This window comes from Luteococcus sediminum, assembly GCF_054783495.1.
Window position 1 is genome coordinate 281,063 of the sequence record NZ_BAAGQL010000005.1, and the last position, 15,106, is coordinate 296,168.

15 protein-coding genes and 1 tRNA gene are annotated in these 15,106 nt (G+C 70.6%); 5 read left to right on the top strand and 11 right to left on the bottom strand.

Annotated elements, in window-relative coordinates; translation table 11 throughout:
• Positions 1 to 72: 72 nt before the first annotated feature.
• The 3 genes from ACYVKA_RS03995 to glp are packed head-to-tail and all read right to left on the bottom strand — an operon-like array spanning position 73 to position 2,469.
• Positions 73 to 585 carry a MogA/MoaB family molybdenum cofactor biosynthesis protein gene (locus ACYVKA_RS03995; protein ID WP_460703144.1) on the bottom strand — a complete coding sequence of 171 codons (513 nt, stop codon included), beginning with the start codon at positions 583 to 585 and terminating at the stop codon, positions 73 to 75.
• Positions 582 to 1,097: a cyclic pyranopterin monophosphate synthase MoaC gene (moaC, locus tag ACYVKA_RS04000; protein ID WP_460703215.1), complete on the bottom strand. Its 516-nt coding sequence runs from the start codon at positions 1,095 to 1,097 to the stop codon at positions 582 to 584. Before moaC ends, ACYVKA_RS03995 begins: the two co-directional genes overlap by 4 nt.
• A 34-nt stretch (positions 1,098 to 1,131) precedes the next feature.
• Complete coding sequence (gene glp, locus ACYVKA_RS04005; protein WP_460703146.1) at positions 1,132 to 2,469, bottom strand: molybdotransferase-like divisome protein Glp; 1,338 nt, start codon at positions 2,467 to 2,469, stop codon at positions 1,132 to 1,134.
• Positions 2,470 to 2,487: 18 nt separating this feature from the next.
• On the opposite strand from glp, the gene ACYVKA_RS04010 reads away from it, so the two are divergent.
• From ACYVKA_RS04010 to mscL, 4 genes are all read left to right on the top strand, one after another.
• Positions 2,488 to 3,108, top strand: coding sequence for a 5-formyltetrahydrofolate cyclo-ligase (locus ACYVKA_RS04010; RefSeq protein WP_460703148.1), 621 nt, complete (start codon positions 2,488 to 2,490; stop codon positions 3,106 to 3,108).
• Between the two features lie 118 nt (positions 3,109 to 3,226).
• Complete coding sequence (locus tag ACYVKA_RS04015) at positions 3,227 to 3,541, top strand: FmdB family zinc ribbon protein (protein ID WP_460703150.1); 315 nt, start codon at positions 3,227 to 3,229, stop codon at positions 3,539 to 3,541.
• A 53-nt stretch (positions 3,542 to 3,594) separates the two neighbouring features.
• The gene (locus tag ACYVKA_RS04020) at positions 3,595 to 4,203 is read left to right on the top strand and encodes an SAF domain-containing protein (protein WP_460703152.1); all 609 of its coding nucleotides are present in this window, start codon (positions 3,595 to 3,597) and stop codon (positions 4,201 to 4,203) included.
• A 182-nt stretch (positions 4,204 to 4,385) separates the two neighbouring features.
• A complete protein-coding gene (gene mscL, locus ACYVKA_RS04025; RefSeq protein WP_394276687.1) occupies positions 4,386 to 4,751 on the top strand; it encodes a large conductance mechanosensitive channel protein MscL in 366 nt (121 codons plus the stop codon).
• A gap of 162 nt (positions 4,752 to 4,913) precedes the next feature.
• On the opposite strand, the gene ACYVKA_RS04030 is transcribed toward mscL, so the two are convergent.
• Both ACYVKA_RS04030 and ACYVKA_RS04035 read right to left on the bottom strand, forming a co-directional pair.
• The gene (locus tag ACYVKA_RS04030) at positions 4,914 to 5,324 is read right to left on the bottom strand and encodes a hypothetical protein (protein WP_460703154.1); all 411 of its coding nucleotides are present in this window, start codon (positions 5,322 to 5,324) and stop codon (positions 4,914 to 4,916) included.
• Positions 5,317 to 6,705, bottom strand: a complete 1,389-nt coding sequence (locus tag ACYVKA_RS04035) for a UTP--glucose-1-phosphate uridylyltransferase (RefSeq protein WP_460703156.1) — start codon at positions 6,703 to 6,705, stop codon at positions 5,317 to 5,319. Before ACYVKA_RS04035 ends, ACYVKA_RS04030 begins: the two co-directional genes overlap by 8 nt.
• Positions 6,706 to 6,986: 281 nt before the next feature.
• Here ACYVKA_RS04035 and ACYVKA_RS04040 point away from each other — a divergent pair.
• Positions 6,987 to 7,062 (top strand) — tRNA-Arg (locus ACYVKA_RS04040).
• Between the two features lie 107 nt (positions 7,063 to 7,169).
• Here the strand turns inward: ACYVKA_RS04040 and trxA are convergent.
• The 6 genes from trxA to ACYVKA_RS04070 all read right to left on the bottom strand — a co-directional run bounded on the left by trxA (position 7,170) and on the right by ACYVKA_RS04070 (position 15,065).
• Positions 7,170 to 7,532, bottom strand: coding sequence for a thioredoxin (gene trxA, locus ACYVKA_RS04045; RefSeq protein ID WP_394276690.1), 363 nt, complete (start codon positions 7,530 to 7,532; stop codon positions 7,170 to 7,172).
• Positions 7,533 to 7,631: 99 nt separating this feature from the next.
• Positions 7,632 to 8,672 carry a hypothetical protein gene (locus ACYVKA_RS04050; RefSeq protein WP_460703158.1) on the bottom strand — a complete coding sequence of 347 codons (1,041 nt, stop codon included), beginning with the start codon at positions 8,670 to 8,672 and terminating at the stop codon, positions 7,632 to 7,634.
• Positions 8,669 to 9,355, bottom strand: a complete 687-nt coding sequence (locus ACYVKA_RS04055; protein WP_460703160.1) for a metal-dependent transcriptional regulator — start codon at positions 9,353 to 9,355, stop codon at positions 8,669 to 8,671. Before ACYVKA_RS04055 ends, ACYVKA_RS04050 begins: the two co-directional genes overlap by 4 nt.
• Positions 9,356 to 9,398: 43 nt before the next feature.
• Positions 9,399 to 10,523, bottom strand: coding sequence for an N-acetylglucosamine-6-phosphate deacetylase (locus ACYVKA_RS04060; protein WP_460703162.1), 1,125 nt, complete (start codon positions 10,521 to 10,523; stop codon positions 9,399 to 9,401).
• A gap of 35 nt (positions 10,524 to 10,558) precedes the next feature.
• The gene (locus ACYVKA_RS04065) at positions 10,559 to 11,527 is read right to left on the bottom strand and encodes a hypothetical protein (RefSeq protein WP_460703164.1); all 969 of its coding nucleotides are present in this window, start codon (positions 11,525 to 11,527) and stop codon (positions 10,559 to 10,561) included.
• A gap of 130 nt (positions 11,528 to 11,657) precedes the next feature.
• Complete coding sequence (locus tag ACYVKA_RS04070; protein ID WP_460703166.1) at positions 11,658 to 15,065, bottom strand: pyruvate carboxylase; 3,408 nt, start codon at positions 15,063 to 15,065, stop codon at positions 11,658 to 11,660.
• Positions 15,066 to 15,106: the final 41 nt, after the last annotated feature.

A 15,106-nucleotide genomic window follows, 5' to 3' on the forward strand; every position in this document is an offset into this window, starting at 1 on the left:
CACTGGCCACCGGCGGCGGCGCGGTGTCGGACACCACGCTGAGCCGTCGCCGACGGATCAGGTGGTGCTCCATCAGTGGTCCCCGCCCGCGGCCTGCGCCACGGCATGGGGCAGCACCTGGTCCAGCACCCACAAGGCATCGCGCACTCCCCCGACCGAGCCGGGAAGGTTCACCACGATGCAACCGTCCACCATGCCCGCCAGCCCGCGCGAGAGCACCGCGGTGGCCACACCCTGTTCCAGCCCGCGACGAGCGATCCAGTCGGCCAGGTGCGGCAGCTCACGGGTCAGCAGCGGGGCGGTCACCTCGGGCGTCCGGTCGCGCGGACCCAGGCCGGTGCCGCCAGTGGTGAGCACCACGACGGCACCGGAGTCGACGGCGCTGCGGATCTGGGTGCCCACCTGCTCCCCGTCGGGGACCACCACCACCTCGGCCTCGAAACCCATCGCCTGCAGGCCCTCGGCGGCCAGCGGTCCGGAACGGTCGGCGTAGACGCCGGCGGCGGCCCGGTCGGAGGCGGTGATGACCACCGCACGTCCCAGGCTCGCCGCGCGGGCCAGGCTCGTCGCACCGGCCGGACTCACCGTCCGCCCTCCTGCTCGGTCCAGTCGCCGCTGCGCCCGCCACTCTTCGCCGTGACGCGCACGTCGGTGAGCCGGGCGTGCTTGTCGACGGCCTTCACCATGTCCACCAGACCCAGTGCCGCAGTGCAGACGGCGGTGAGGGCCTCCATCTCGACGCCGGTGCGGTGCGTGGTGCGCACGGTTGCGACGATCTCCACCCCCACCTCGTTCGGGTGCAGGGTGACGTCGACACCGGTCAGCGGCAGCGGATGGCACAGCGGGATGAGGTCGCTGGTCTTCTTGGCACCCATCACACCGGCAATGCGCGCCACGGCCAGGGCGTCGCCCTTGGGCAGGCTCTGGTCGCGCAGCGCCTCGCGGCACTGCGCGCTGAGCAGCACCATGCCCTTGGCGGTGGCGCTGCGGGCGGTCACCTGCTTCTCGCTGACGTCGACCATCCGCGCCTCACCCTTCTCGCTCAGGTGCGGGAAGGGCTGCGGCTCGGATCCGGCTCGCGCGACGTCGGGAACCATGTCGTCGACCGACCTGGGACGAAAGGGTGGGCGCTCAGTCATGGTCGAGCCTCCAGACCATCACGCGGTCGCCGGCGTGGACCAGGTCGATGTCCTCGTCCAGCAGCACCAGGGCATTGCAGTGGGCCAGGTCCCCCAGCAGGTGCGAGGAATGTCCTCCCACGAGGTCGACCACGCGACGGCCGCGCTCCTCGCGCACCACCGCCCGTCCGAACTGGAGCTTGCCCTTGACCGACTGCATCGGGGACCCTGCCACGCATGGCACGGGCGTGTGACCCACCGGCTCCACCCCCATCAGGCGCCGGATCAGGGGCCGCACGAAGGCCTGGAAGCTGACATAGGCACTGACCGGGTTGCCCGGCAGCATCACCATCGGCACCCTGTCCTCACCAATCAGGCCGAAGCCCTGTGGCTTGCCCGGCTGCATCGCCACCTCGGCGAAGTCGCACAGGCCCAGGGTGGGCATCACCTGCTTGACGACGTCATGGTCGCCCTTGCTGACCCCGCCGGTGGTGACCAGCAGGTCGGCGCGGATCAGCTGGTCGCCGATCACCTCGCGCACCGTCTCGGGATCATCGCTGGGCACCTGGACACGCCACGCCTGCGCGCCCTCGGCCTTGGCGGCGGCCGCGATCATGAAGCCATTGGCGTCGTGGATCTGCCCCGGGGTGGAGATCGTGCGGCCCGGCTCCACCAGTTCGGCGCCGGTGGAGACCACCACGACGCGCGGGCGCGGACGGGCCAGTACCTTGTCGATGCCCGCCCCGGCCAGCAGGCCGATGCTGCGGGCATCCAGCACCTGCCCGCGGTGCATCAGCCGGTCCCCGTCGCGGATGTCGGAGGCGCGACGGCGCACGTATTCGCCCTCCTGCACGGCCTCGTAGACCTTCACCTTCTCCTGCCCGCCCTGGCCGGCGGCGGCATCGGTGAACTCGATCGGCACGACGGCGTCGGCGCCCTCGGGAATGGGAGCACCGGTCATGATCTTGATCGCGCTGCCCTGGGCGAGCGCCTCGCTTCCCGCCTGCCCGGCGGCGAGGTGGGCGACCACCGGCAGCACCAGCGGCTCGCCCTGGGTGGCTGCGGCGACGTCGGCGGCGCGCACCGCGAAGCCGTCCATCTGGGAGTTGTCGAAGGCCGGCAGGTCGGTCTCGGAATCGATGTCCTCACACAGGGCCAGGCCCCACGCGTCGAGCAGGTTCATGCCGAAGGGGGGCAGCGGCTCCACCAGGCTGAGCAGGTAGTCGCGATGGTCCTCCATGATGCGCATGCCGCTCGCACCGGGGGCGGGGGGCTCGGGGAGCGTCGGCGCCGGTTCCGGCTCGACGGGCTCCGGCCCCTCCACGATCTTCTTGCGACCAAACAATGCCATGGCGCCTACGATAGGCGAATGGGCATCGTCGACTCAGAAGGACTCTCCAAGCAGCAACGCCGCCAGCAGGTCATCGAGCGACGACAGGCCCGACCGGCCTCCGAGCGACTGGATGACGACCGCGCCCGCACCGGCCTGGTGCTGGCCGCACTGCGCGGGGTGGAACCGTCGACGATCTCGATCTACCTCTCCGTGCCGCCGCACGCCACACGCCCCGAACCGGGCACCATCGAACTGGCCACGGCGCTGTGGACCCTGGGTCACAAGGTGATGTGCCCGGTGCTCTCCCCCACCCCCGACGGCCCGCGCCATGACCCGGCCTGGGCCTGGTTCGACGGCCCGGCCAACCTGCGCCCGGGACTGTGGGGCATCCCCGAACCCACCGGGCAGGCGCACGGCAACGAGCTGCTGGCCCAGGCCGAGCTGGTGATCTGCTCGGGGCTCTCCGGCACCCGCGACGGACGCCGCCTGGGCGTGGGCGGCGGCTGGTACGACCGTGCGCTGTCCGCGGTGGACGAGCGCGCCCAGGTGTGGATGCTGCTCAACGAGGACGAGCTGGCCGACGACCTGCCCACCGAGCCGCACGACCGCCGGGTGGACATGGTCGTGCTCCCCAGCGGCTTGGTGCGCTGCCACTGAGCCGACCCGGATACAACGATCCGGACGCGCCAAGCGACGATTTCTGCTGGCCCCGACCTGCTCGATAGACTCTGGCGGCCCCGCCCCCGCCACCAGGGAGCGGCCAGTGAGGATTGAGATGCCTACCTACCAGTACCGCTGCACCGAGTGCGGCTCCGAGATCGAGCGCGTGCAGAAGTTCAGCGACCCCGCCCTGACCGTGTGCGAGAGCTGCGGTGGCACCCTGCGCAAGGTGTACAACGCCGTGGGTGTCGTGTTCAAGGGTTCCGGCTTCTACGCCACCGACAACCGTACCAAGGGTTCCTCGGCGACGGCCTCGTCGTCCTCGTCGAGCTCCAGCAGCGACAAGTCCGCCTCCTCGAGCGAGTCGAGCAGCAGCTCCTCCTCGAAGGACTCCACCAGCAGCTCGTCATCCACAGCCAGCAGCGACTGACCCTGCCTGTGCACGGCTGACCGCCAGATCCTCACGACCCACACACTGTGGGCGTGAGGATTTCTGATTTCGGGGCCTCGGTGGCCCGGGCGGTGCGTTGGCACCGCCGCCCGCTCGCTGCACTCTGTGCGGCCTGTGCCGTGTTGCTGGCGCTCACGGTGCTGCGCCCGGCGCCTGCCGCCACCGTCGACGTCCTGGTGGCGGCCCGTGCCCTGCCCGCGGGCAGTTCCCTGGCTGCGGGCGACCTGCGACTGGCCCATTACCCACCCGCGCTGGTTCCCGACGGGGCCCTGGATGATCCGGGACGGCTCACCGGCCGGGTGCTGGCCTCGCCGGTCGACGCCGGGCTGCCGCTGACCGAGCAGTCCGTGGTGGAGGCCGGGCAGGCCACGCGCAATGGTGAGCTGCTGGTGCCCTTCCGGGTGCAGGACCCGCAGGTGCTGGCGATGGTGCGGGTGGGTGACCGGGTGACGGTGGTCTCGCCGGGCGAGGACGGGCAGGCGGTGACGCTGGCCAGTCGGGTACGGGTCGCCTCGGTCCCACCGGCGCAGGGGCGTGACGGGCCGGACCAGGGCCTGCTCGTGGTCAGCGCCGATCCCGAGACGGCCAGCAGACTCGCGGCCTGGGCCGGTGGGCAGGGCCTGGGGGTGGCCCTCGGGTGAGGCCTCCGCGCACTCCTGGCAGGATTCATGGCCCAGGTGATAGCCGTGCCTGAGAGGGCTCTGTGGAGGCAACCTGTCCGCACCTGGCGATCTGGATCTGTGAACGTTCAACAGCACTGAGTGTTGTCCACGCAGTTGTGAGGCCCGAACCCGGGTCGCCTGCCAGTCACAAGGAGCGACCCATGAAGGGTTTCAAGGATTTCATCATGCGCGGAAATCTCATCGAGTTGGCCGTCGCCTTCATCATCGGCGGTGCCTTCGCCACTCTGGTGACCGCGTTCACCAAGATCATCATCGAGTTGCTGGCCAGGCTTGGCGGCTCGCCCAACTTCGACGCGTTCAAGCCCTTCGGCATGTCCTCCGTCGGCCCCTTCCTGACCGCCCTGGTCGCCTTCCTGATCATGTCCTTCGTGGTCTACTTCTTCATCGTGAAGCCCTACGAGGCCGCCAAGGCCCGCTTCACCAAGCCCGCTGAGCCCGCGGACACCACCGAGAGCCTGCTGGCCGAGATCCGCGACCTGATGGCCGCCCAGCGCCGCGCCCTCTGATCGGTTCGCACTGATCGGTTCGCACTGATCTGTCTGCACTGATCTGTCTGCACTGATCGGTCAACACTGATCGGTTCGCAGCACACGCTCGAACCACGACGCCCCGCCACCCTCCAGGATGGCGGGGCGTCGCACGCTCTGACGAGCTGACCTGGCCGGTCGTCACCCCACGAAGCCGTGGTGGGGCGGCACCTCGGCCAGCAGCCGCTGCTCGGCCGGCCCCAGCACCTTCGGCCCGACGTGCCGGGTGGGCACCAGGCCGTCGAGACCGACCCTGGCCCGCACCTCGCGCAGCACCGCCTCGTAACGCGCGAAACCCGCCACGGCCAGCACCTCGCGCGGCACGGTGAAGGGCCACGGCTGCTCGGCCTCCTGCCGGGAGCGCCGCAGCTCCTGCAGCCGGGGCGCCTTCCAGCCTCGTCCGGCCAGTTCCTCGACGACCGCCTCGACCACATCCCCCGCCGAACCCGGCCGATCCGGCACGGCGACGGCCGCGGTCTCGCCGGTCAGGGCGATCACCACGGCCGTCAGCAGGGCCTCGTCGGGCCCCATGTCCTGTGCCGGATCAGGCATCCAGCTGAACCTTGCCCTCCAGCACCGTGCCGTCGGCCACCGTCGCCGGCGCCGAGGCCTGCACCTCGACATTGCCCACCACGCTCACGTCGCGTCCGAAGGTGACATCACCCAGGACCGTGAAGGAGCTCGCCCGGCGCAGCGACGGCGCCTCGGGGATGCGCTTCTCGAACTCCTGCACCAGCTTGTACGGCTTGTCCAGGCTCACACCGGGCGTGTCGGCCTGGGCCACCAGGTGGCCGGACTCGTCCAGCTCATAGATGTCGGAGCGCAGCAGCAGCAGCTCATTGGTGGTCTTGACCGGCAGGAAGCGGTCGCGTCCCACGCAGATGGCGGTGGCACCGGCGAAGACCTCGATCGCGGCACCCATCGCGCTCTCCACCTGGATCACCTTCGGCGAGGAGCCGTCGGCCGGGTCGACGGTCTTCTCGTTGCGAATCAGCGGCAGCCCCAGCACGCCCTTGCGCTCGGCCAGCGCATCGCGCACGGCCACCAGGTCGAGCCACAGGTTGTTGGTGTGGAAGAAGGGGTGGCGGTGCTCGTCGGTGAAGTAGTCCATCTCCTCAGGTGCGCACTGGGCGGTGTCGCGCAGCACCAGCTGGCCGTCGGACTTGCGCACGGCCAGGTGGCCGCCCTTGCGGTCGTTGACGGTGCGGCGGCACAGCTCGGCGGCATAGGGGGCGCCGGTGCTGGCGAACCAACCGGCCACGCGGGCATCGGGGGCCGCGCCGAGGTTGTCGCCATTGCTCACCGAGGCGTAGCGGAAACCGGCCTCGATCAGCTGGTCGAGCACGCCCGAGCCCATCAGGGCCGGGTACAGGTCGCCGTGGCCCGGCGGGCACCACTCCAGGCTGGGATCGGCCGGCCACTCGGCGGGGGTGAGCCCGTCGGCCAGCAGCTTGGGCTCCTGGTTCTGCAGGAAGTCCAGCGGCAGCCCGTCGACCTCAAGCTCGGGGTACTTCGCCAGCGCCTCCAGGGTGTCGTCCTGGGTGCGGAAGGAGTTCATCAGCAGCAGCGGGATGCGTGCGTCGTACTGCTCGCGGGCGGCCAGCACCTGCTGGGCGATGATGTCGAGGAAGGTCTTGCCGTCGCGCACTTCCAGCAGGTTCTTCGCCTTGTCCAGGCCCATGGAGGTGCCCAGTCCGCCGTTGAGCTTGATGATGACGGTGGTGGGCATCGCCTCGCGCGCCTGTTGCTCGTCGACCTCGACGTCGTCCAGCATGGGCGGATCGGTGAGCGGATCGATGGTGTCCTCGCGGATCAGGCCCGTGGCGCCCGATTCCAGCTGCTCGTAGTAGTGGCTGAACACCTCGATGGCCGGTTCGCTGACCTTCGCGGTGCGCATCTTCTCGATTGCAAGTTCAAGACCCTTGGCACTCATGGCTCGATCCTAGGGGCTGCGGGCATCGCGGGGCAGAAAAGGAGAACGGCGCTCGCGCAGGGCCGAAGCCGTCTACCCACCCCCAGGAGACATACGACGCGAGACGCCGTCCACGGGCACAACGGTACGTTCGTCCAGAGCCGCCGCAAACCATAGAAGGCCCAGTCAGAGCCCTCTTCAGCCCCTCATCAGTCTGCCGGGTCCGCACCGTGGCCGGCCACGGTGTGCGCGGGGGATTGGCCGCTGGGCATCCGGCCGCCCTAGGATGGATCCACGCAGCTGGCCCTGTAGCTCAGGGGATAGAGCAACGGTTTCCTAAACCGTGTGTCGGATGTTCGAATCATCCCAGGGTCGCCACGTCGCCCCGCCGGCTTGTCCGGCAGGACGCAGCACGACGGAGGGGGCGGATCCACGTGGATCCGCCCCCTCCGTCGTGCTGCGTCCTGAGACGACGCGGTGCTGGCTCAGGCCTGCTGCTCGGCGGCCTTCTTCTTCAGCTCCTCGACGTCCAGCTCCTTGATCTGCTCGACCAGCTTGTCCAGCTGGGAGCCATTGAGCAGGCCGGCCTGGCGGAAGACGAGCATGCCCTGGCGGAAGGCCATCAGCGTGGGGATCGAGGTGATCTCCAGCCCGGCGGCCAGGTCGCGCTCCTCCTCGGTGTCGACCTTGGCGAAGGTGACATCCGCGTGGCGCTCGGCAGCCTCGTCGTAGATCGGCGCGAAGCGCATGCACGGGCCACACCAGCCGGCCCAGAAGTCGATCAGCACGATGTCGTTGTCGTTGATGGTGCTCGCGAAGGTGTCCTTGTCGATGGCCACGGGTGCCATGGCTACCACTCCTGTCAAAGTCGTCGGCGCACGGTTGGCGCGCCCGTCATGGGGTACAACCAGAGCCCGCGCGTCGATATTCCGGCTGCCGCAAGAGCTTCAGGCGCGTGCCCGGCGCAGGGCCGCGATGATGTCGTCGCCGATCTCGCGCAGCAGCGATCCCTGCCCCACCGGGCGTCCGGCCACCGTGGAGACCAGGGCGCTGAGCCCCGGAAGGGCCTCGCCAGGATCCGTGGGCAGCGCCCCCACCAGCGGGTTCGAGCCGTCGGGCCACTGCTGGGAGAGCTTCTCCCAGGTGCGCAACCAGCCCTCCGAGATCTCGGCCACCGACGGCACCCCGAAGAAGTGCCCCACCGGTGCGTGGTGGCGCAGCGCCACCAGGGGGCTGTCCAGGTAGACCAGTGCCAGGCGCACCCGGGCGTCCAGCTGGCGTCGCTCCTCCCGGGTGCCCCGCACCGCCCAGCCGCAGGGACTGGCACAGGTGGGGCCGATGTCGGGGCGTTCACCGACATTGATGGTCAGGTGGTTCATGGCGCACACCGCCAGGGTTTCGCCCAGGCGGGAGTGGAACTTGTCCAGGTAGCTGGTGAAGCCCACCGCATCGCCGCTGGCCGCATTGACCGCACGCCGGGCCGTGGCGCGCATCGCCGAGTTGTGCGGACAGGTCGGGTCGTCGGTGCCCCACCGCTCCCCCACGGTACGACCCATCAGCAGGGGGTCGCCGCTGTGCCCGAGCGCCGGCTCCCAGGCCAGCTGGCACAGGTACTCGGCGATCAGGTGGGCGGTGACCACCAGCAGCTGCGGCTCGGCCCGCTCGGCGCGCAGGTTCAGCACCTCCAGCATCAGCTCGTAGAGGGGAACCAGCGAGGCCAGGGCCCCCCGCTGGGGGTCGCGCGGCCCGTGCGGAAAACCGCAGGCAGACAGGCGCGCCGCCCACGGCCGGTCACGGACGTCGACGACGATGTGGTCGAAGTCCTCCGCATCCAGCGACATCACCCGCTGGGCGACACTGGCCAGCAGGCGTGCCTCGGCGATCGCCGGATCGCCGTCGCCCGCGGCGATCCGCTGGTTGAGCATCGACAGCGCCGCGTCGTACCAGTGCTGCTCGCACAGGCTGACCAGCGCCTCGGAACTGATCATGGACGGCCCACGAACAGGCCCTCGGCCACCTCCAAGGGGATCTCGACGGTCTCACCGTCATGGTCCAGCCACAACAGTCCCGCCTCGGTGCGGGCGATGAAGGTCACCCCGGGCAGGATGCCTGTCCGGGAGAGCACCTCCAAGGTCCTGGGATCGGTCTGGGCATGCTCGCTCATGCGTCGCAGCACCACGGTGGTGGCGCTCTCCCCCACCAGCTCGGACAGCGGCTGCAGGCCGCGGCGGAAGGCCTGGTCGTCCTGGAGGCCGCCCTTGACCCCCAGGCCCGGGATCGGATTGCCATAGGGTGACTCGCGCGGATCATCCAGGATCGCCACCAGGCGCTGCTCCACGTCGTCGCTGATCACGTGCTCCCAGCGGCAGGCCTCGTCGTGGGCCTGCTCCCAGCCGAGCCCGATCACGTCGACGAGCAGGCGTTCGGCCAGCCGGTGCTTGCGCATCACCGCCACGGCCATCTCGGTGCCCTTCTCGGACAGGGCGATCTGGCGGTTGTCCTGCACCGTCAGCAGGCCGTCGCGCTCCATGCGGGCGACGGTCTGCGAGACGGTCGGGCCGCTCTGGCGAAGCCGCTCCGCGATGCGGGCACGCAGCGGGACGATGCCCTCCTCCACCAGTTCGTACACGGTGCGCAGGTACATCTCGGTGGTGTCGATCAGCTCGTTCACGCTGTGCTCCTCATGGCCACGGAATCCTCCCAGTCTCTCAACGTCACGGCCCGTCCAGCCAATTCCCGCGCCGCATGACCGCCTGCAGCCGGCCGTCCTCGTACACCTGGCACAGGTCAGCCCAGGTGCCGGGGGCCAGCCGCCCCACCTGGGTGAGGCCGTGGGCGCGAGCGGGGGTGGTGCTGGCCATCCGGGAGGCCTCCACCACGCTGAATCCCAGCCCCACCACGAAGGAGAAGGCCCGGTCCATCGTCAGCGTCGAGCCGGCGACCGCACCCGGCGTCGCATCCAGGTTGAGGGTGCGCACCACCTGGTCGATCACCTGCACCGGCATCCCACCCAGTTCGTAGGCACCGTCGGCATGCCCGCTGAGGCTCATCGCATCGGAGACCAGGCTGATCTGGTCGATGCCCGCGGCGCGGATCGCCAGGCGCACCACGTTCTCGTCGACGTGGGCCCCGTCGCAGACCAGTTCGCAGGTGACGCGGTCGTCGGTGAGCAGCACCGGCACCGGCCCTGGGTCGAGGTGGCGCATCTCGGGCATGGCATTGAACAGGTGCGTCGCCACCCGCATGCCCGCCTCGATCGCCTCCCGGGTGAGCACGTCATCGGCGCTGGTGTGGCCCACGGCCACCGTCACCCCCGCCTCGCACAGGCTCCGCGTCGCCTCCAGGGCGCCCGGACGCTCCGGCGGCAGGGTCACCATCAGCAGGCTCTGCCCGTCGGCGGCGACCACCTCGGCCAGGGCGGCCTGCAGCTCCGCGGCGGGATCGTCGTCGTCACCGCGCCCCTCCAGGAAGGCCGCCACCACGTGAATGCCGGCCAGCTCCTCGAGGTCCACCAGCAGCCGCAGCCGCTCCACCTCGTCGAGCAGCACGTCGAGGGACCTGGTGGCTGCCGATGCCACCACCGTCGTGCTGCCGTGGCGGCGGTGGTGCAGCAGCGCCCGCATCGCGTCGTCCACCTCGGGCGCGGCGAAGACCGCGCCGGCAGCGCCGTGGCAGTGGGTGTCGACGAAGCCCGGCACCAGCCAACCCTCCAGCAGCACCGCCTCGGGGTGGATGCCCTCCTCGAGGCGCACGATGCGGCCCTCGTCCACGCGGAGCGTCAGCTCCTGCGGGTGGTCGGCGAGGCCCGTGACGACCTGCCGGCACGCGATCATGGCCATGCCTGCCTTTCGTGGAGGGTGACGAGGCCCGTCACTCAGCGCTTGAACCAGACCACCGCGACCGCGGCCAGGGAGATCAGCCCCGCCACGGCCAGTGCCCACACAGTACTGGCCTTGCCGCCCCCGGTGCCCGCGTCCGGGGCTGGGCGTGCCGGCCTGGCCGAGGGGCTCGCACTGGGGCTGCCCGCCCGGTCACGCGGGTCGGCTGCCTCGGCATCGTCGGGGAGCTGGGCCAGCGTGGCCGGCAGGGCGACGTCGACCAGCGCACCCTCGCCGTCGCTGAGTACCATGCCCGCCTGGCCGGGCGCCATGGCGAAGCCCCCGCTGCCGCTGGCCAGGGCGGCCGAGGCGGTCTCGGTGAACTCCTGCCCGTCGATGACGTGCACTGCGCGGGCGCTGCGCAGCACCAGCTGGCTGCCGTCGCTGCTGTAGGCGGCATCGGTGACCCCGCCCGGCGCGTCGGCGATGCGCGTGAGGTCATTTCCCTGTACCGACTGGGAGGTGGAGGCTCGGGGGGTGGTCGAGGTGCGGTAGATGCCGGGCCGTGCACCACGGGTGATGACGTAGATGCGGCCATTGGGGCTCACCGTCATCGCCTGGGCGTCGTGGGCGCCGTCGGGATAGCGCAGAACGAAGCGTTCGGTGCGTGCGCTGGAGCCGGGTTCGGGTGACTCCACGCGCAGCACCTGCACCTGGGAGCGGGAGCCCTGCCGGTCGCCCACGTCGCCGATCCACAGGCTGCCATTGCCAAAGGCAAGGCCTTCCACGTCGGTGGGCCGCACGTCGAGGGTGAGCGCACCGGCCCGCTGCCCGTCGGCGCGATGCGCGACCACCCGGGAGGTGTCGCTGGTCCAGGTGAGCCCCGACGAGGGGTCGATGGCAAGACCGGTCAGCGAATCCACGGCATCGTCCAGGCCGGGCGCGGCCGTGGCCACCGGGGCCAGCAACGGCAGGGCCAGCAGCGGCAGGAGTCCTGCGGCCAGGCCGACCCGTCGCCGGGGCATCACAGCAAGGCCCCGGCGACGACGATCAGCACCAGCAGCAGGAGCACGCCCGAGACGACCAGGCGACGAGATCGTGGGTTCACGAGCCCACCCTATTGCGTCGCCGCAAGCCGCCCGGCCGTGCGCCGGTTCAGGCGGGTTCCACCACCAGCAGCAGGTCGCCACCCTCCAGCTGGGTGGTGCCGGACAGCACGACGCGCTGCACCGTGCCGGCCACCGGGGAGGTGATGGAGGCCTCCATCTTCATCGCCTCGATGGTGGCCACCGTCTCGCCGGCCGCCACCGTCTGGCCCACCTCTGCCTGCACCGTCACGGCCCCGGCGAAGGGAGCCGCCACGTGGCCCGGCTTCGACAGGTCGGCCCGCTCCGCGGCGGCCGTCTCGGGCTTCACCGAACGGTCCTGCACGCGCACCGGGCGCAGCTGGCCGTTCACCTTGCCGTGCACGGTGCGCTTGCCCTTCTTGTCCGCCTCGCCAACGCCGTCGATGCCCAGGATCAGGCTGATGCCCTTCTCCAGGTGCACCACCAGCTCCTGTTCGGGCTGCAAGCCAAACAGGTAGGGCAGGGTCGGAAGCGCCGACAGGTCGCCGTACTCCTCCCGGTAGGCCTCGAAGTCCTTGGTGGGGCCGGGGAAGAGCAGCCGGTTCAGCGTCTCCTGGCGGGTGCGGCCGGGCTCGGCGAGCAGGGCGAGGTCCTCGTCGGCCACCTCGGTGGTGCGCACCGGCTGCTTGCGTCCCTCCAACGCCTTGCTGCGGAAGGGTTCGGGCCATCCGCCCTGGGGCTGGCCCAGTTCGCCGTTGAGGAAGCCGATCACCGAGTCGGGGATGTCGAAGCGCTGCGGGTCGGCCTCGAAGTCGGCCGGGTCGGCGCCCACGCCCACCAGGTGCAGGGCCAGGTCGCCCACCACCTTGGAGCTGGGAGTCACCTTGGTGGGCCGGCCCAGGATGCGGTCGGCCGCGGCATACATGGCCTCGATCTGCTCGAACTTGTCGCCCAGGCCCAGCGCGATGGCCTGCTGGCGCAGGTTCGACAGCTGCCCGCCGGGGATCTCGTGGGTGTAGACGCGGCCGGTCGGCGAGGCCAGGCCGGACTCGAAGGGGTGGTAGACCTTGCGGACCGCCTCCCAGTAGGGCTCCAGGTCGGTCACGGCCCGCGGGTCCAGGCGCGTCTGCTTGGGGGTGTTGGCCAGGGCCATCACCAGCGCCGAGGCCGAGGGCTGGCTGGTGGTGCCGGCCATCGGGGCGCTGGCGACGTCGACGACGTCCACGTCGCAGCGGATCGCCTCCAACAGGGTGGCGAGCTGACCGCCGGCGGTGTCGTGGGTGTGCAGCGCCAGCGGCACCTCGGGGAAGGCCTCGCGCAGGGCGGTGACGAGCTTCGCCGCGGCCGGCGGACGCAGCAGGCCCGCCATGTCCTTGATGGCGAGCATGTGCGCTCCTGCCTCGACGCACTGGCGCGCCAGGTCCAGGTAGTAGTCGAGGGTGTAGATCTGTTCGGCCGGATCGTTCAGGTCACCGGTGTAGCACAGCGCCACCTCGGCGATGGTCGTCCCGGTCTCCAGCACCGCCTCGATCGCCGGGCGCATCTGCTCGACGTCGTTGAGGGCGTCGAAGATGCGGAAGATGTCGACGCCCACCGCGGCGGCCTCCTGCACGAAGGCACGGGTCACCTCGGTCGGGTAGGGCGTGTAGCCGACGGTGTTGCGCCCGCGCAGCAGCATCTGCAGCAGCGTGTTGGGCATCGCCTCGCGCAGCCGGGCCAGCCGCTCCCACGGGTCCTCGCCCAGGAAGCGCAGCGCCACGTCGTAGGTGGCGCCGCCCCAGCACTCGACGCTGAACAGTTCGGGCAGCATCCGGGCATAGTGCGGGGCCACGCCGAGCAGGTCGCGGCTGCGCACCCGGGTGGCCAGCAGGCTCTGGTGGGCGTCGCGGAAGGTGGTCTCGGTCACCTCCACGTCGTCGCGGGCGCGCAGCTCCTTGCTGAAGGCGGCCGGCCCCACCTCGAGCAGGCGGGTGCGGGGGCCGTCGGGCACCGGGCCGGACAGGTCGATGTCAGGCAGCTTGGCCGACGGGTCGAGCCCGGCGATGGCTTCGCCATTGGGCTTGTTGACCGCAACGTCGGCCAGCCAGCGCATCATCTTGGTGGCGCGGTCGGCGCGGGGCCGGGCCCGCAGCAGCTGCGGCCGCTCGTCGATGAAGCCGGTGGACAGCTCGCCGGCGGCGAAGTCGGGATCGTCGAGGACCACCTTGAGGAAGGGGATGTTGGTGCTCACGCCCGAGATCCGGAACTCGGCCAGTGCCCTTCGCGCCCGGCGCAGCGCCATGTCGAAGTCGCGCCCGCGGGCGGTCATCTTGACCAGCATCGAGTCGAAGTGGCCGCCGATCTCGACGCCCGCGCCGACGGTGCCGCCGTCGAGGCGGATGCCGGCGCCGGAGGCGGAGCGGTAGGCGGTGATGGTGCCCGTGTCGGGGCGGAAGTTGTTGGCCGGGTCCTCGGTGGTGATGCGGCACTGCAGTGCAGCACCGCGGATCTCCAGGCTCTCCTGCGACAGGCCCAGGTCGGCAAGGCTCTCCCCGGCGCAGATCCTCATCTGGGCCTGCACCAGGTCGACGTCGGTGATCTCCTCGGTGACGGTGTGCTCCACCTGGATGCGGGGGTTCATCTCGATGAAGTGGTGCTCGCCGGCGCGCGGCCCCTCGGTCTCGACGAGGAACTCGACGGTGCCGGCGCAGGAGTAGTGGATGGCCTGGGCGAACTTCACCGCGTCGCGGGTGAGGGCCTCGCGCAGCTCGTCGGAGATGTGCGGTGCCGGGGCGATCTCGATCACCTTCTGGTGGCGGCGCTGGATGGAGCAGTCGCGCTCGAACAGGTGCATCACGTTGCCGTGCTGGTCGGCCAGGATCTGCACCTCGATGTGGCGGGGTCGCCCGACGGCCTGCTCCAGGAAGACCGTCGCGTCACCGAAGGCGCTCTCGGCCTCACGCATGGCGGCGCCCAGGGCCTCGGTGAGTTCTTCTGGGCTGTTGACCCGGCGCATGCCGCGGCCACCACCGCCGGCGACAGCCTTCACGAAGACGGGGAAGCCGATCTGGTCGGCCTGATCCACCAGCCAGTCGACGTCGGTGCTGGGCTCGCAGGAGCGCAGGGTGGGCACGCCGGCCTCGCGGGCGGCGGCCAGGGCGCGCACCTTGTTGCCGGCCATCTCGAGCACGTCAGCGGGCGGGCCGATGAAGGTGATCCCATTGTCCTGGCAGGCACGGGCCAGTTCGGGGTTCTCCGAGAGGAAGCCGTAGCCGGGGTAGACGGCGTCGGCGCCGGAATGCTTGGCCACGCGCACCACCTCGTCGATGTCGAGGTAGGCGCGCACGGGATGGCCCTGCTCACCGATCAGGTAGGACTCGTTGGCCTTGAGGCGGTGTTCGGAATTGCGGTCCTCATAGGGGTGGACGGCGACGGTCTCGAGACCCAGCTCATAGGCTGCGCGGAAGGCGCGTACGGCGATCTCGCCACGATTGGCGACCAGAATCTTGGTGAACATGGCGCCAACCTAACGGGTCCGCCGCTTCGGCCCGGACACGT